We start from the raw sequence: 17,978 nt of genomic DNA, 5'->3' as shown, positions 1-17,978 counted from the left end.
AAATCAAGCATTATAACGATATTATTAGAAACGCCCATTAAATGCCGTTCATTACCACTTTTTATATTGTATATCTTATATTGTATATCGCACAATATCATGCTGATACATTTTCTTTATCTTCTGCCCGTTCTGAGTAAATATAAAGAGGACGTGCTTCCCCATCAACGACATCGCTCGAAATAACCACTTTTTGAACACCTTCAAGAGCCGGTAGCTCAAACATCGTCTCAAGAAGGATTTTCTCCATAATAGAACGTAAACCACGTGCACCAGTTTTACGTTCAATTGCTTTCTTCGCAATAGCACGTAAAGCATCTTCATGAAATGCTAATTCAACATTTTCCATTTCAAAAAGACGCTGATATTGTTTTACCAATGCATTTTTAGGTTGAGATAAAATTTGCACGAGAGCGTTAACGTCTAAATCTTCTAAGGTAGCGACGATAGGAAGACGCCCAATAAATTCTGGTATTAAACCAAACTTTATAAGATCTTCAGGCTCTAAATCACGAAAAATTTCACCAACACAACGTTCATCAGGAGCCTTAACAGCCGCAGAAAAACCAATCGACGTTTTTTCACCACGCCCTGAAATAATCCGCTCTAAACCTGCAAAAGCTCCCCCACAAATGAATAAAATGTTTGTGGTATCAACCTGAAGGAACTCTTGTTGCGGATGTTTACGCCCACCTTGTGGAGGAACAGAAGCAATCGTCCCTTCCATAATTTTTAATAATGCTTGCTGAACCCCTTCTCCAGAAACATCTCTTGTAATAGAAGGATTGTCAGCTTTACGAGAAATCTTATCAACCTCATCAATATAAACAATACCACGCTGAGCACGTTCAACATTATAATCTGCTGCTTGCAGAAGCTTTAAAATAATATTTTCAACATCTTCCCCCACATAACCTGCTTCAGTCAAAGTGGTCGCATCCGCCATCGTAAAAGGAACATCAATAATACGCGCTAATGTTTGTGCAAGATAAGTTTTGCCACAGCCCGTTGGACCAACAAGAAGAATATTCGATTTAGCCAACTCAATATCATTGCTTTTAGATTGATGCGCCAACCGTTTGTAATGATTATGGACTGCAACAGAAAGAACACGCTTTGCATGCTGCTGACCAATAACATAATCATCAAGAACTGTTATAATTTCCTGTGGAGTAGGAACACCATCACGCACCTTAACCCCTGAAGACTTATTTTCTTCCCGAATAATATCCATGCAAAGCTCTATACATTCATCACAGATAAATACAGTAGGCCCCGCAATGAGCTTACGCACCTCATGCTGACTCTTGCCGCAGAACGAGCAATAGAGAGTATTTTTTGATTCGTTCCCGCTATTGCTAATTTTGCTCATCTTTCTTTCCTTTCACCACGATATATGAATACTTCGCCTTTTCAAAGAAAGCTTTTCATCATGAAAACTAAAAGACATACAGAAAACCATAAATGTCTCAATATTTTTAGGTGTTTCTCTTAATTTTTACGATATTTTCTATAAAACTCTTTATTTAAAATAGCTGTTTTTTCTATAAAAATTCTTAATCTGTTTCTTCTTTTTCAGTTTCTGCACGATAGTGGATAATATCATCCACTAAGCCAAACGCTTTAGCTTCTTCTGCTGTCATAAAATGATCACGATCAAGCGTTCTCTCAATAACCTCATAATCTTGACCTGTATGTTGAACATAAATCTCATTTAAACGCCGTTTCATCTTTATAATATCTTGTGCATGTCGCTCAATATCTGAGGCCTGCCCCTGAAAGCCACCCGATGGCTGATGCACCATAATACGCGCATTTGGCAATGTAAAACGATGACCTTTTGCTCCAGCTGTCAACAATAACGATCCCATAGACGCTGCCTGCCCCATGCAAAGCGTAGAAACAGAAGGGCGAATAAACTGCATGGTATCATAAATAGCCATACCAGATGTCACAACACCGCCTGGAGAATTAATATAAAGACTAATTTCTTTTTTAGGATTTTCTGCTTCCAAGAAAAGTAATTGTGCACAAACAAGCATTGCCATACCATCTTCAACAGGACCATTAATAAAAATAATCCGCTCCTTTAAAAGACGAGAAAAAATATCATAGGCCCGTTCGCCACGATTGGTTTGTTCAATAACCATAGGAACAAGGCTTAATGCTGTTTTCATTGGATCACCCATATTTTTACTTTCCTTGTCATATAACAATCGCTTTTTACACATTCAATATTTTTATCCATAGGCTAACATTACCCTCTTGTGCAAGCCACAATCAAGAGCCGTTGAGGAGAGATTAAAATTCCAATGGTTAAAATAACGATAATAACCCTACCTAAAAAAACATGAACTTCAGGAATGCGATAGACTGCCCAATGGTAAAAACTTCCTTCCTGAAGTCTTTGTATGATCTTAGTCTTTTCTGTGAATATGAAATCCTATCAAGTATGAATCCATAAGCGGTTTTACGCCAAAATCTCGTTCAAAGATGTCATCAGTTTTTCGTCCAATCCAATAATAAAAAGTTTCCTTTTCCTTTGTCGCATAAAAAAACATATTGTTTCGCTCATTGTGAAATACCGTCATTACCAAATATCATAACACCGAGATTTTTCAGTAAAATTGGCATTTTTTTCTCTTTAACCAGAATGATCTCCAAATACGACGCTTAAACCCAAGCCAATGAAGAATAATTTCTGTGCTTACCCAATAATCCTCAAATACTTTTATGATAGGATTATTTGGAGGAAAATAAAGGGCTAAAACGCCTACTCTTATATTATTTTTTCTTGCCAACCAAATCTTGTTCGCATCTAGATAAAATTGTTTAACAAGGTAAACATCTGTATCTAATCAAACACCTTGTTGATATTTCATCAGCATAATACGAAAAAATCCGAAAACTGAGCAAGTGTACATCCTAGTTTATCACCATAAAAATTGTGATCAAAGCGACAAATTGCTAAACGTGGTAAATTTGATTCGGCTTCATGCAACTCAACACCAGTAGGTAAATTATCTATTTTTTTATCATAACTAAAAAGCTTAACGCGCTTGTCTAGTTTTGGCCATTCATTGTCCAATTTTGGCCATTGAGGACAAACAAAGCCTATCCACCAGCCTTAACTGTCCATTATACCTAAAAGTACAAATATCCATAAACAATATATCAAAAATATTCCAAGCTTACGCGAAAAAGTTGTTCAACATCACGCACTCTATCAGAAAGGGCAAAAATCACTATCCGATCACCAGACAAAATACGCACCTCTGCGGAAAGCTGTATGATTGTCTTATTACGATAAATTGCCCCAATTCTCAAACCATCTGATAAATTAAGTTCTGATAATGACTTACCAACCAATGAAGATGTTTGCATCACTTCAGCTTCAATAATTTCTGCTTGACCATTAAAAACTGAATGAACAGAACGAATACGCCCACGGCGCATTTGTTGTAAAATTCTCGAGATTGTAACGCTATGGGGATTAAGATAGGCATCCACACCAACTGCACGGCTAAATTCTTGGTAGGCAACATTATTAATCAACACCATATTGGCTTTGCAACCCAATCTTTTAGCAATAATAGCGCTTAAGAGATTAACCTGATCTTGATTGGTCAATGTAATCATTAAATCAGCCTGATCAATTCCCGCATCTTGAAGAATCACGGGATCTAAGACGTTACCATATAAAACAGCTGTTTTTTTAAGTTGATCAGCAATTGTGAGGGCTCTTTCTCTATGCGCTTCTATAATTTTTAATTTTAATTTATGGAGACGCTTTTCAATAGCCTGAGCAACATAAAGGCCAATGTGACCACCCCCTGCAATAATCATACGGTGAGCATCTTGTTCTTTATGACCAAAAAGCCCAACAGCACGACGCATCTGCTCACGAGCAACAACAAGATAGGTTATATCACCAACGCGTAATTGCGTTTCTGAATGTGCAATCAATAATTCCGAGCCACGTTTAATAGCGGTAACCGTTGTGTGAAGATCTGGAAAAAGCTCTGTTAATTGACGCAGAGGCGTATTGATAACGGGACAATCTTCCATACATTCTAAGGCTAGCGCAACAATATCATCATTACAAAAATAAAGCACATCTATTGCACCAGGCAGAGCAATACGACGTAAAACCATTTCCCCGACTTCAACTTCTGGCGAAATAACCACATCAATAGGAATATTCTCTCTGGAAAAAAGCGTCTTATAGCGTGGTTCTAAATAAGATTGTGAGCGAATACGAGCAATTTTTGTGGGAACATCAAATAATGAATGGGCGACCTGACAAGCAACCATATTCACTTCATCAAACAAAGTGACAGCAATCAACATATCAGCTTTGTCTGCATCTGCAGCCAAAAGAACTTCCGGACGAGAACCATGACCAACAAAACCTCTCACATCCAATGTATCGCGAATTTTTTCAATTAATCTGGTTTCAATATCAATAACAGTAACATCATGATTTTCAGCAGCAAGACGCTCTGCTATTCCATAACCAACCTGTCCTGCACCGCAAATAATAATACGCATTTTTTTAAGAAACTCCAAGAGCTTTAAGCTTACGGTGCAAAGCTGAACGCTCCATGCCTATAAATTCAGCAGTACGCGATATATTTCCACCCAAACGCCCAATTTGCGCCACTAAATACCTCTTTTCAAACAATTCTCGTGCTTCACGCAACGGTAAATCCATTATACTTTCATCCGAATCCATTTGAAGACGTGGCAAAGAATCGCTCACTTCACTGGGAAGAAAATCCGCTGTTATAGGACCATCACCATCTCGCACAAGAATAAGAAGACGTTCAATATTATTACGCAATTGTCGTACATTACCCGGCCAAGCATGTGTTTGCAAAATAGCAATCACATCATCACTGATTTCACGCGGCTTAATTCCAACCTGCTGTGATATTATTTTTACAAAATGATGGACAAGTTCTGGAATATCTTCACGACGGGCTGAAAGAGGCGGAACAACAATAGGAACAACGGAAAGGCGGTGGAAAAGATCCTCTCTAAAGCGCCCATCAGAAATAAGATTCTCAAGATTTTGTGCTGTTGAAGAAATGATACGAACATCCACCTTAACACGTTTTGTCCCGCCAACTCTCTCAAATGTCTGCCCCGTTAACACCCGAAGAATCTTCCCTTGAGTTTCACGCGGCATATCAGCAATTTCATCAAGATAGAGTATTCCACCATGGGCTTCCTCTAAGGCTCCGATCTTGCACTCTCTTCCCTCCATTTCGCTACCAAACAACTCTATTTCCATTCTTTCTGGCGTAATCGTTGCTGCATTTATTGTCACAAAGGGCCCATTTGAACGTGTTGAGAGTGCATGAATAGTGCGTGCAACTGTCTCTTTTCCCGCCCCTGAGGGACCTGTTATCATGATGCGACTATTGGTTGGCGCCACTTTTTCTATGATTTGACGCAAATTTCTTATAACTGTCGATTTTCCGAGCAACTCCAATGTTTCGTTTGAACGTTTTCGTAATTCTAAAAGCTCACGTTTTAAATTTGAGTTTTCAAGTGTTCTTTCTGCAACCAATACAAGTCTATCAGCTTTAAAAGGTTTTTCAATGAAATCATAGGCCCCTCGCTTTATCGCAGAAACAGCAGTCTCAATATTACCATGACCAGAGATCATAACAACCGGAAGAGCTGGGTAGTGCGTTTTAATTTCATCAAGCAGTGCTAAACCATCAAGGCGACTTCCCTGTAACCAAATATCCAAAAAAATGAGCTTTGGAATACGCTCACTAATTTGAGCTAATGCTTCATCAGAATTGCAAGCAACACGCGTTTCATAACCTTCATCATCCAAAATGCCAGCAACAAGTTCACGAATATCTGCTTCATCATCAACAATTAAGATATCTGATACCATACTATTCCCCTATCTTATGATTTATAGCTTATATAACACTATCCTGCTTACCCCCATCCACCGGAAATATCAAACGGATCATTGCACCACGACCTCCATAAAAACTCTCCGGTGCATCATGAAGCTCCATAAAACCACCGTGATCTTCAATAACTTTGCGCACAATGGCTAACCCCAGTCCTGTTCCTTTTTCCCGTGTTGTTATATAAGGTTCTAATAACTTTTGTCTTTGCTCTTTAGGAAGTCCTTTCCCGTTATCAACGACATCCACAACCACCCATTCTTCTTGACGGTAAGAACGGACAAGAATATGACCACGAATACTTTCCTCTCGCATAACCGAATCTATGGATTCGCTCGCATTTTTGATAACATTGCAAAAAGCCTGTACAATGAGACGGTTATCAAATGCACCCAGAAGAGGTAGACTTCCTAAGTCTTGTTCAAAATGAATATCATGTCGCGTCACTTCTATCAAGAAACATGCTTCACGCAACAATTCACGTATATCTAAAACATGCATTTGTGGTTTTGGCATACGTGCAAAAGAAGAAAACTCATCAACCATACGCCCAATATCTCCAACTTGGCGAATAATTGTATCAATACACCGCTCAAAGACCTCTCTATCTTGTGTAATAACTTTGTTATAACGTTTACGAATACGCTCAGCGGATAACTGAATAGGTGTGAGAGGATTTTTAATTTCATGCGCAATACGCCGCGCAATATCCGCCCACGCTGCTGTACGTTGCGCTGCAACGAGGTCTGTAATATCATCAATTGTTAGAACCCAAGATTGCCCTTCTCCATCATCCTCCTCCATCGTAACTTGGACATTACAGACACGCTCTTTTCCTGCAACATTTAAAGTGACCTGCTCACGATGATTTTTACGATCCAATGAACGTGCAAACTGAAAAACTTGCCAAATTTCAGCACTTAAAGATAAAAGACTTTGTCCAACAACCTGTTCAAAGCGAACATCAAACATCGTTTCAATAGACCGATTGATAATTGTGATATCACCATTATCATCTATACCTGCTACTCCCGCTGTTACACCCGATAACACAGCTTCAGAAAAACGCCGTCTCTCATCAATTTGATCACGCACTGCAATCAACTCATTACGCCGACTTTTCAATTCACTGACCATATAATTAAAAGTTTTGGATAATTGCCCAATATCTCCATCTTTTGCTCGTACTGGCACAAAAACTTCCATATTTCCTGAAGCAACATCATCAGCAGCACCAATGAGAAGACGAATAGGACGAACTAAGCGATCAGCAACAGCAATAGCCGCCCAAATAGCCGATAGGAATAAACTAAAAAAAAGACATAAATAAAGCATACCAAATGCAATTTGTGTCAGCAGACGATTTTCATTTAAATCACGATAACGATCTGTATTAACTTCTGTTAAACGCAATGCCGATAAAACGCCTTTATCAACATCACGCACCAAATATAAAAATGTATTTGGAATATTGTTAAATTTTAAAATTATGCCAAAATAATCATGAATGCCTGGTTGAAAAGAAAAGGGCCTCGCACTGGTTGCACGTTCAATAAGATTGGACGGAGGAATCGGTAATTTATCCTCATCACCAAGAGCACTCGATACAAAAATAGTTCCGCTAGAACTTAACAAAAATGCGCCCCGTAAATTGCGTCCTAGAGCATGACGCGTCAATTGCATCCGATATTCAGCTGGATTACGTTCTAAAAGTTTTTTGTTATCAAGTGCAAACGCCATAGCATAGGATAAATTTTTTAAATTTTGAAGCATTTCATCTGCATAAGCATTTGCTAAATCAATAGAAGAACCTACAATTTGCCGCGTTGTTGTATCAAACCATCGATCAAGTCCTAAATTTAATGCTGGACCCGATACAAGAGCGACAGCAACAGCTGGCATGGTTGCAACAAGTGCAAACAATGAAATAAGACGCACATGAAGACGCGAACCTGCGCGCCTTGAACGCCAAGCACGAATGATAGGAATCATCTCATAAAAAACGATGACAACAAGTCCTAAAACCCAAAAACTATTAATCCCTATAAGAACAAGGGTTACTGTTTTACTAGGAACAACAGGGGTTAATCCAATAAGAATAATAAATGAAACAGAGGCTGTAAGTAAAGCCAATACAATAATTGCAATCCCTAAAAAGATATATACCTTACTTAAACGATACAACTCATCATTATAAATATTTTTATCTATGTCTTGAAGATTCGTCACAGATGTTGCCTTCATCATAAGCTTACAGATCCTTATCTCATTGTTCTCATATAACCTTTTGTGACAAAAATTGACAATAGTAATACTCTATTTAAAATAGAACCGATATAGTCAATAAGAAAGAACCTCTTCATTTTGCAAAATATCTTTAAAATAAACTGCGTTCGACGATACTTTAAAATAAGGAAATGAAATGCGATTAACAAAACAAACAAATTATGCTCTTCGAATGCTCATGTATTGTGCTGATAATCAGGAATCACTCAGTCGTGTTGCAGAAATTGCTAAAGCATATGCTGTTTCAGAACTTTTTTTATTTAAAATCCTTCAACCGCTTGTTCAAGCAGGTTTTATACAAACAGTGCGTGGACGCAATGGTGGTGTTAAATTAGCTAAACCCGCAGCAGAAATTTCTGTTGCTGATGTTGTGAAAGTAACAGAAGAGAACTTTTCCCTCGCAGAATGTTTCGATACAGAAGAACCTAATTGCCCATTGATCGATTTCTGTGGTTTAAATACCGCACTTCAAAAAGCATTAAATGCTTTTTTTGAGGTGTTATCCATGATATCTCTTGCTGATCTACAACGACCATCCTTTCAAAATCATTCTAAAATTGATAAATAATAAACTAAAGTTATAATATAAGGAGATTCAATATTTCTATCGCAGCAATAATATTAGCCGCTGGGCGTGGTGAAAGAGCAGGATCTCCCCATAAAATTCCAAAACAATATCAACTGCTGGGACAAAAGCCGGTTATTTATCATACCGTGCATTGTTTTTTGCAGCATCCAGCTATCACAACAATTATCCTTGTTATTCATCCAGAATATCGTAAAGTCTGTGAACAAACACTCGCGGAATTTAAAGAGCGCCTTATTATCGTTGAAGGAGGCAATACACGTCAAATCTCTACCTTACATGGACTTCAAGCACTTAAAAAATTCAATCCCCAATATGTGCATATTCATGATGGTGCACGTCCTTTTATCGAAAACGAGCTCCTTGATAACATTCATAATACGATCACACCTCAAGAAGGCGTTCTTCCTGTTCTACCCGTCTCTGATACCCTTAAACGCATCAATCATCAGCATGTTTTAGAAACGATTCCCCGTCTTCATCTTTATAGTGCACAAACGCCACAGTGTTTTCCCTTTGAACCTATCTTAGAGGCCCATAAACAAGCAAAAAGAGTTTGTAGAGAAGACTTCACTGATGATTGTGCAATAGCCGAATGGTTTGGTCTTCCTATGCGCACTATTCCAGGTGATCCTCATAATATAAAAATCACATGGCACAAAGATTTTGATACCGCCCATTTATATCTCCAGAAAAAAATGCCAATGTTTCCTGATATCCGTACTGGTAATGGTTATGATGTTCATTCTTTCGAGGAAGGAGATTTTCTTATATTGTGTGGTATAAAAATTCCTTTTCATAAAAAATTAAGTGGACACTCCGATGCAGATGTTGCTCTTCATGCATTAACAGATGCCCTTCTTGCAACGCGAGGTGCAGGAGATATCGGGACACATTTTCCTCCCTCCGATCCTCAGTGGAAAAATGTATCATCAGAAATTTTTCTCCGTCATGCTCTTGGCTTTCTAAAACGAGCAGGGGGGCGTATTGCCAATGTTGATATCACAATTATCGCTGAAAACCCTAAAATTTTTCCCCATCGTCATGCCATGACAGAAAATCTTATGACAATACTTACGATAACACCTGATCGAATCTCTATCAAAGCAACAACAAATGAAAAACTCGGTTTCATTGGTCGTGGCGAAGGCATTGCAGCTTTAGCAACAGCGAGTGTTCTTTATCCAGGAGAAATTCCTCAATGACATATTTTCATGAAAAACAAGCGCATGAAGTTCTTAATATCTGTCGCCAAAAAGGTTTGTTGTTAACAACTGTAGAGTCTTGTACAGGAGGACTTATTGCTGCAAGCCTCACAAATATTGCAGGATCATCAGATGTTTTCGATTGTGGATTTGTTGTTTATTCAAATGAATCCAAAACACGCCTTGTTAGCGTGTGTGCTGAACTTATAAAAAACTATGGTGCCGTTTCAAAAGAAGTTGCTCTTGCAATGGCTGAGGGTGGATTAAAGCATTCACAAGCTGACATCGCAGTTTCTGTAACAGGAATTGTAGGTCCAGGAGGTGCAAGTCTTAACAAACCTGTAGGACTTGTGCATTGCGCAATTGCTTACAAAAATCACTCCCCGCTGCACAAAGAAATGCACTTTAATCATCTTGATCGTAAGGCTATCCGCTATGCAACTGTTGAACATGCTTTGCAAATGATTCTGAAACGACTTCACTGAAGTCTCATATCAACTTCAAAACTCTCTATTCCACATTGGAGTCCATAATCATCAACATCTTGAAAAAATAATTTACTGTATCCCAACTTAAAAAGCAAAAAACCTGAGGATCATAAGATTGTCTCTTGTCCTGTCTATGTTAAATCAACCAAGAGCACTCGCTTGCACGTTACAAGTGAGGAGAGCCGTATGATTTTGAGTGATTTAAATAAAATAGACTTGATAAAATGGGCTTGGCACGAGAAAAGCCTATGGTATTAAAAATTTTAATTCAATATGAATAACGCTAGATTATTATTATAAATCAATGGTCCAATTATATTGTGATCTTCTGTTTAAAGGATGGGCCCCTAAAAAAGAAAGAAATCATAAAGATGGAAAGCGATTTCCCTTTTTACACTTTCATAGGCAATGGGTGTTTTAAAAAATAACGGAATAGATCATGTTACCGCAGAGCCATAAATCTGATGGGCACGTTTTTCAAAAGCATCAGTAAATTTACGAAACGCAATATCAAACATTGAGCCCATCATGCTTCCGAGTATTTTATTTTTAAATTCATAATCAATAAAAAACTCTACATCACATGCATTAGCATTTTCAATATTATGAAAAACCCAGCGATTTTCAAGATATTTAAATGGACCATCAATATAGTTAACCTCTATCAAAGCTTTCTTTGGCTGAAGAAAAACTTGGGTTGTAAAAGTTTCTCGAATAACCTTATAGCCAACGGTCATATCTGCAAGAAGTAATATTTTTTCCTTACATTCCTTGCGAGAACGTATTATTAAGGCCTCACACATGGGTAAAAACTCAGGATAACGCTCAATATCTGACACAAGATCAAACATCTCACGAGCACTATGGGCAACTTGCCGATGTGTTGAAAAAGTTGGCATACTTATCTCTGTAAGGCAAATTTTTCATCACGCGCTTTTTGCAAAATGACAAAATCGTCTCCTGCATGATGAGATGAACGCGTAAGAGGATTGGAAGCCATATGTAAAAATCCTTTTGCTTTACCAATTTTGGCAAAAGATGCAAACTCTTCTGGAGGCACAAAACGAACAACCGGATGATGTTTTCGTGTAGGCTGTAAATATTGCCCAATTGTCATAAAATCCACATCAGCAGAGCGTAAATCGTCCATCAATTGCAGAATTTCATTTCGTTCCTCTCCAAGGCCAACCATAATTCCTGATTTTGTAAAAATTGTTGGATCCAATTCTTTAACGCGTTGTAACAGACGAATTGAATGAAAATAACGCGCCCCTGGACGAACCTTCAAATATTTAGAAGGAACTGTTTCTAAGTTATGATTAAAAACATCAGGCTTAGCAGCAACAACAACTTCTAAAGCACCATCCTTATGACGAAAGTCTGGTGTAAGAACTTCAATCGTTGTTTTAGGCGCTTTTCGACGAATCGCATAAATAACTTTTGCAAAATGCTCAGCGCCACCATCAGCAAGATCATCACGATCAACAGATGTAATGACAACATGCTTTAATTCCATCCGTGCAACAGCATCAGCGACACGTTCTGGCTCATTATCATCCACAGCAAGCGGAATACCTGTTGCAACGTTACAAAAAGCACACGCACGCGTACATATTTCACCTAAAATCATAAAGCTAGCATGCCGCTGGCTCCAACATTCGCCAATATTAGGGCAACCTGCTTCTTCACAGACAGTTACTAACTTATGCGTGCGTACAATACCATGCGTTTCCTTATAGATCGGTGATGTTGGCGCTTTTACACGAATCCAATCTGGCTTTTTCTGAACGCTTGTATCCGGACGATGTGCCTTTTCAGGATGACGCAAACGTCTATTCGTAACTCTATCAACAACCGTAACCATTTAAGCCTTTGCCTTATAAATACGAAATCGCAATGAATAATACAAGATCTTTCACTCAAACCCTATCATCAAGCATTTAAAACTTGACCATACGCATCCAATACACTTTCTTTCATCATTTCCGATAAGGTCGGATGTGGAAAGACAGTATGCATCAATTCTTCCTCTGTTGTTTCAAGATTCATGGCAATAACAAAACCTTGTATCAGTTCCGTTACCTCAGCCCCTACCATATGGGCGCCAAGAAGCTGTCCTGTCTTTTTATCAAAAATTGTTTTTACTAACCCCTGATCTTCACCCAAAGCAATCGCCTTGCCATTTGCGGAAAAAGAATAACGACCAATACGTATATCATACCCTGCTTCTTTTGCTGCTGCTTCTGAAAAGCCTACAGAAGCAACTTGCGGTGTGCAATAGGTGCACCCTGGAATTTTTTTCTTATCAAGTGGATGCGCATTTTTCAAACCCGCAAGGTGTTCAATACATATCACGCCTTCCTCTTCAGCTTTATGGGCTAACATAGGGGGCCCTGCCACATCACCGATAGCATAAATACCCGCAACCCCTGTCCAACTCCAATCATCAGTTACAATGCACCCACGATCGGTTTTTATTCCTAACGCCTCTAATCCAAGATTCTCGATATTACCCTGCACCCCAACAGCGGAAATCACACGGTCAACAGTTATTGACTCTGTTTTACCCTGAACATCAATATGTACAGTCACAGAATTGGAAGCTTTTTCAACCTTTGTTACTTTTGCTTGGCAAAGAATACGTAAACCTTTTTTCTCTAACTGTTTACGAGCAAATGTTGAAATTTCAATATCTTCAACAGGCATGATGTGAGGCATCATTTCAACAACGGTGACCTCAGCGCCCATATCACGATAAAAGGAAGCAAATTCAATACCAATAGCTCCAGACCCTATGACCAAAAGCGATTTAGGCATTGCTTTCGGGATCATTGCTTCAAAATAAGTCCAAATAAGCTTTCCATCTGGCTCAATACCAGGAAGGACACGAGGACGCGCACCCGTTGCAATAATGATGTGCTTTGCGTGATAAGTCCCCTCCCCTAATGTTCCTTTAGGGATTGGATTTTGCGGTTGCATAACCGGTTTGGAGGATGCAGAAACCATAATTTCCGCAGGCCGGTTTCCTTTCGCTTCTTTCGTAAGCTTTGCTTCACCCCAGATAATATCAATTTTGTTTTTTTTCATTAAAAAACCAACACCCGCATTTAAACGTGCTGAAACCCCACGTGAACGTGTCACAACATCTTTGATATTTGCTTCAATTGAACCATTAATTTTGAGTCCATACTCTTTCGCATGTTCAGCAAAATGTTTCATTTCCGCCGAACGTAAAAGAGCCTTTGTTGGAATACATCCCCAATTTAAACAAATCCCTCCAAGGTGTTCACGCTCAACAATTGCAGTCCTAAAACCACATTGCGCGGCACGAATTGCGGTTACATATCCACCTGGACCTGATCCAATCACAATTACATCATAAAGATTTGCCACAGTAATTCCTCCATGGATATATATAAAACGGATCTGTATTTTTTGAACTTAAGATTAAAATCATCATGATAAAATTGTCTTATGTTTTTTTACTCTACGCTTCACATAAATGCTTTACCCAAAACGGAAATAGCAATAGTATTACTCTTCAAACTTTTTAAATTTGCTTTCACTCTCTTAACACACTCTCTCATAATTTACGTGAAGAACTGTTGTTCAAACCAACATTGCTAATGGATTTTCAATGATCTTCTTAAAAGTCCGCGCAAGCTCTGCTGCTAAAGCACCATCGACAGCACGATGATCAACAGAAAGTGTAACCGACATAACTGTTGCAACAGCCAAAGCACCGTCTTTAACAACCGCGCGTTGCTCCCCTGCGCCAATTGCAAAAATCGTCGCATGTGGTGGATTAAGGATAGCAGAAAAACTTTTTACACCATACATCCCCATATTTGATATCGCTGTTGTTCCACCCTGATATTCTTCCATTTTTAATTTGCGCTCACGTGCACGCTTTGCAAAATCCTTCATCTCTTTGGAAATAAGTGATAACGGTTTTTCCTCTGCATGGCGAATAATCGGCGTAATTAATCCATTTGGAATAGAAACAGCAACCCCAACATCACAATGTTGATGATGAAGCATTCCGTCTTCAAGCCAAGAGACATTCGTATCAGGAACGGCTTTCAAAGAAAGTGCAACAGCTTTGATCACCATATCATTAACAGAAAGTTTATAAGTAGGTTTAGCTTCTTCTTGCATCTTAACCATTGGCGCTGCAGCATTGAGTTGTGTCCGCAATGCTAATAGCGCATCAAGTTCACAATCTACCGTTACATAGAAATGCGGTACTCTTTGCTTTGATTCCACCAAACGTGTGGCAATCGTTTTACGCATATTATCATGAGGTGTGAAGATATATTCATCCTCTTTAAAGAGCTGCAATATCTGTTTGTCAGAAACACCTGCTGTAGTCGCCTCTCCGATCTGTGACGAATAAGAGGCTTGAGAAATATCACCGCCCATAGCTTTTTCTACATCGCGCTTGATAATACGCCCATGGGGACCACTTCCAGAAATACGGGATAAATCAAGACCTGCCTGAGAAGCCAATCGCCGCGCTAAGGGAGAAGCAAAAAGGCGAGACCCTTTTTTACTTTGCTGTATTAATTGCTGAGCTGTTGATTCATGAGATATTTTTATCTCCTTTGAATCCGTCTTTTTCAGAGAATCTGCCTGTTTTACGCTTTCTGGTTCTTGTCTTATAAAAGAAGAGGACTCTTCTGCAACTTTTGCCGCTTCAGCTAAGTCTTCACCTTCTTCTGCTAAAACAACAATCAAAGCATTCACCTTAACGCCTTGTGTTCCGGCAGGCACAACAATTTTGGCAACCCTACCTTCATCAACGGCCTCGACCTCCATCGTCGCTTTATCTGTCTCAATTTCAGCAATAACATCTCCAGGGGAAACCTTATCGCCTTCCTTAATATTCCATTTTGTTAAATTTCCCTCTTCCATCGTAGGAGAAAGCGCTGGCATTGTAATTTTAATGGACATTGTGCTTTCCTCCGTTACGCTCTGTACGTCACAGCCTTAACGGCCTCAATAATCTCAGCCGCATCAGGCAAAGCCAACTTCTCAAGATTAGCAGCATAAGGCATCGGAACATCTTTACCAGAAATCGTCGCAATTGGTGCATCAAGATAATCAAAAGCTTGCTGCATAACACGTGTTGCTATTTCCGTTCCTACAGATGACTGAGGAAAGCCCTCTTCTATTGTTACCAAACGACCCGTTTTTTTAACTGAAGAAAGAATTGCTGGAAGATCCATCGGGCGAATGGTTCGTAAATCAATTAATTCAACATCAATACCAAGTTTTTCAATTTCTGGTAACGCTTGAACAGCATAATGCATTCCAATCCCACATGCAACAATCGTCACATCTTGTCCTGATTTATGAATACGCGCCCGCCCAATTGGCAAAATAAAATCATCAAGTTGAGGAACCTCAAATTGATGCCCGTACAAAATCTCATTTTCAAGAAAAATAACAGGATTATCATCACGAATAGCAGCTTTTAGCAAGCCTTTTGCATCTGCTGCACTATAAGGCATAACAACTTTCAACCCTGGAATATGACTATACCACGCAGCATAGCATTGAGAATGTTGGGCACCCACACGAGCAGCCGCGCCATTGGGACCACGGAAAACCATAGGAGCAGTCATTTGCCCACCAGACATATAACGTGTTTTGGCTGCTGAGTTAATAATTTGATCCATCGCCTGCATAGCAAAATTAAAGGTCATAAATTCGACAATAGGACGTAACCCTCCAAAAGCAGCACCAACAGCCAGACCAGCAAAGCCGTGCTCTGTAATGGGGGTATCAATAACGCGCCTTTCCCCGAATTCTTCCAACAAACCTTGGCTAACCTTATAGGCCCCTTGATATTGCGCAACTTCTTCTCCCATGAGAAAAACTTTTTCATCACGCCGCATTTCTTCAGCTAAAGCCTGATTAAGCGCTTCACGAACTGTCATTGTCACCATCTGTGTTCCCTCTGGAATATCAAAATCAGAAGGTATGGCAAAAGATGGAGACTGCGGAACTGACGAGAGAAGAGAAGGAGAGGACGCTTTAGGTTTTTGTGCTGTATTGGTAGGTTGAGGTTGCAAAATATCCTCAGTACCCTCACCTTCTTCTAACAAAACCGCAATGACACTATTAACCTTTACGCCTTCAGTGCCTTCAGGCACAAAAATTTTACCGAGAGTGCCTTCATCAACAGCCTCTACTTCCATTGTCGCCTTATCCGTTTCAATTTCAGCAATAACATCGCCAGCGCTAACCTTATCACCGTCTTTCTTGAGCCATTTAGACAGTTTACCTTCTTCCATAGTTGGTGAAAGCGCCGGCATCAAAATATCAATAGACATACTTGCTTCCCTCGCATCAAACTAAAATATCAGTATAGAGCTCAGAAGCATCTGGCTCTTGATCACTTTGTGCAAAATCTGCCGCATCAGCAACAATTGCACGAACCTCTTTTTCAATAGACTTTAAATCATCTTCACTCGCCCAATTCTTTTTAAGAAGCCGGCTTCTTACTTGATCAATGGGATCGTGTTCCTCTTTTATCTTTTGGACTTCTTCTTTTGAACGATATTTTGCTGGATCAGACATGGAATGACCACGATAACGATAGGTCTGCATATCAAGAATGATCGGCCCTTTACCCGAACGTGCCCAAGAAATTGCTTCATCAGCAGCTCCTTTTACGGAGCGAACATCCATACCGTCAACAACAATACCTGGAATTTCAAAAGAAAGCCCCCGACGAGAAAAATCAGTTTCTGCAGATGCACGTGAAACAGATGTTCCCATAGCATATTGATTGTTTTCAATAATATAAACAACAGGCAATTTCCAAAGTGAAGCCATATTAAAACTTTCGTAAACCTGCCCCTGATTTGCAGCGCCATCACCAAAATAAACCAATGTCACATTATCTTTACCAAGATATTGATTCGAAAATGCCAAACCTGAACCAATGGGAACCTGCGCACCAACAATACCATGTCCACCATAAAAGTTCTTTTCTTTAGAAAACATATGCATCGAGCCACCTTTTCCTTTGGAAAATCCCCCTTGGCGTCCCGTTAATTCTGCCATAACCCCACGCGGACTCATCCCAACCGTTAACATATGACCGTGATCGCGATAAGACGTAATAATCTGATCACCTTCTTTTGCTGCCTTTAATGTTCCTATAACAACAGCTTCTTGTCCAATATAAAGATGACAAAATCCCCCAATAAGTCCCATACCATAAAGTTGTCCTGCTTTTTCTTCAAAACGGCGAATTAAAAGCATTTCACGATAGGCAACAATTTCTTCTTCTTTTGTAAAATCTGCTATTGCTGCTTTCTTCGTGGTGCTTGATAATGCAGTGTGCGCTATCGACGCAGAATTTTTTTTAAGTCGTTCTGCCATATTAAACTCCCTTTTATGATTATTTAGGAATAACCTTTACGAACAAAAGTTACAAGCCTTATCAATCGGCTTAAATAATATC

General features: G+C 39.3%; 14 protein-coding genes and 1 pseudogene. 3 read left to right on the top strand and 12 right to left on the bottom strand.

Annotation, left to right across the window (positions count from 1 at the left end):
* Positions 1-97: 97 nt before the first annotated feature.
* The 6 genes and pseudogenes from clpX to CEV08_RS01750 all read right to left on the bottom strand — a co-directional run bounded on the left by clpX (position 98) and on the right by CEV08_RS01750 (position 8,180).
* A complete protein-coding gene (gene clpX, locus CEV08_RS01775; RefSeq protein ID WP_100130073.1) occupies positions 98-1,372 on the bottom strand; it encodes an ATP-dependent Clp protease ATP-binding subunit ClpX in 1,275 nt (424 codons plus the stop codon).
* Positions 1,373-1,556: 184 nt separating this feature from the next.
* Positions 1,557-2,189, bottom strand: coding sequence for an ATP-dependent Clp endopeptidase proteolytic subunit ClpP (gene clpP, locus CEV08_RS01770; protein WP_100130072.1), 633 nt, complete (start codon positions 2,187-2,189; stop codon positions 1,557-1,559).
* A 161-nt stretch (positions 2,190-2,350) separates the two neighbouring features.
* Positions 2,351-3,164: pseudogene (locus CEV08_RS01765) on the bottom strand (hypothetical protein); the annotation flags it as partial.
* A gap of 10 nt (positions 3,165-3,174) precedes the next feature.
* A complete protein-coding gene (trkA, locus tag CEV08_RS01760) occupies positions 3,175-4,551 on the bottom strand; it encodes a Trk system potassium transporter TrkA (RefSeq protein WP_100130090.1) in 1,377 nt (458 codons plus the stop codon).
* A gap of 4 nt (positions 4,552-4,555) precedes the next feature.
* On the bottom strand, positions 4,556-5,914 hold the full coding sequence (locus tag CEV08_RS01755; RefSeq protein WP_100130071.1) for a sigma-54-dependent transcriptional regulator: 1,359 nt from the start codon (positions 5,912-5,914) through the stop codon (positions 4,556-4,558).
* Between the two features lie 28 nt (positions 5,915-5,942).
* Positions 5,943-8,180 (bottom strand): sensor histidine kinase NtrY-like, encoded by a 2,238-nt coding sequence (locus tag CEV08_RS01750; protein ID WP_100130070.1) that lies wholly within the window; start codon positions 8,178-8,180, stop codon positions 5,943-5,945.
* 178 nt (positions 8,181-8,358) lie between these two features.
* Here CEV08_RS01750 and rirA point away from each other — a divergent pair, with 178 nt between their 5' ends.
* Genes rirA through CEV08_RS01735 form a run of 3 tightly spaced genes read left to right on the top strand, consistent with a single transcriptional unit; the run spans position 8,359 to position 10,498 of the window.
* Complete coding sequence (gene rirA / locus CEV08_RS01745) at positions 8,359-8,790, top strand: iron-responsive transcriptional regulator RirA (protein ID WP_100130069.1); 432 nt, start codon at positions 8,359-8,361, stop codon at positions 8,788-8,790.
* A 32-nt stretch (positions 8,791-8,822) separates the two neighbouring features.
* The gene (locus tag CEV08_RS01740; protein ID WP_180753534.1) at positions 8,823-10,013 is read left to right on the top strand and encodes a bifunctional 2-C-methyl-D-erythritol 4-phosphate cytidylyltransferase/2-C-methyl-D-erythritol 2,4-cyclodiphosphate synthase; all 1,191 of its coding nucleotides are present in this window, start codon (positions 8,823-8,825) and stop codon (positions 10,011-10,013) included.
* Complete coding sequence (locus CEV08_RS01735; RefSeq protein WP_100130067.1) at positions 10,010-10,498, top strand: CinA family protein; 489 nt, start codon at positions 10,010-10,012, stop codon at positions 10,496-10,498. The genes CEV08_RS01740 and CEV08_RS01735 overlap by 4 nt, the downstream gene beginning before the upstream one ends.
* Before the next feature lie 440 nt (positions 10,499-10,938).
* Here CEV08_RS01735 and CEV08_RS01730 read toward each other — a convergent pair whose 3' ends face one another.
* The 6 genes from CEV08_RS01730 to pdhA all read right to left on the bottom strand — a co-directional run bounded on the left by CEV08_RS01730 (position 10,939) and on the right by pdhA (position 17,896).
* The gene (locus CEV08_RS01730; RefSeq protein WP_100130066.1) at positions 10,939-11,400 is read right to left on the bottom strand and encodes a type II toxin-antitoxin system RatA family toxin; all 462 of its coding nucleotides are present in this window, start codon (positions 11,398-11,400) and stop codon (positions 10,939-10,941) included.
* A 2-nt stretch (positions 11,401-11,402) separates the two neighbouring features.
* Complete coding sequence (gene lipA / locus CEV08_RS01725) at positions 11,403-12,365, bottom strand: lipoyl synthase (RefSeq protein WP_100130065.1); 963 nt, start codon at positions 12,363-12,365, stop codon at positions 11,403-11,405.
* 68 nt (positions 12,366-12,433) lie between these two features.
* Entirely contained in the window at positions 12,434-13,894 is a 1,461-nt protein-coding gene (gene lpdA / locus CEV08_RS01720; RefSeq protein ID WP_100130064.1) for a dihydrolipoyl dehydrogenase, read from the bottom strand.
* A 216-nt stretch (positions 13,895-14,110) separates the two neighbouring features.
* The gene (locus CEV08_RS01715) at positions 14,111-15,454 is read right to left on the bottom strand and encodes a pyruvate dehydrogenase complex dihydrolipoamide acetyltransferase (protein WP_100130063.1); all 1,344 of its coding nucleotides are present in this window, start codon (positions 15,452-15,454) and stop codon (positions 14,111-14,113) included.
* 14 nt (positions 15,455-15,468) lie between these two features.
* Entirely contained in the window at positions 15,469-16,839 is a 1,371-nt protein-coding gene (locus tag CEV08_RS01710; RefSeq protein WP_100130062.1) for a pyruvate dehydrogenase complex E1 component subunit beta, read from the bottom strand.
* A gap of 16 nt (positions 16,840-16,855) precedes the next feature.
* Positions 16,856-17,896, bottom strand: a complete 1,041-nt coding sequence (gene pdhA, locus CEV08_RS01705) for a pyruvate dehydrogenase (acetyl-transferring) E1 component subunit alpha (protein WP_100130061.1) — start codon at positions 17,894-17,896, stop codon at positions 16,856-16,858.
* Between the last annotated feature and the right edge of the window lie 82 nt (positions 17,897-17,978).

Source organism: Bartonella tribocorum, assembly GCF_002778015.1.
GTDB lineage: Bacteria > Pseudomonadota > Alphaproteobacteria > Rhizobiales > Rhizobiaceae > Bartonella > Bartonella tribocorum_B.
The sequence above is the reverse complement of the archived record's forward strand: the minus strand, read 5'-3'. Positions and strand labels throughout refer to the sequence as shown.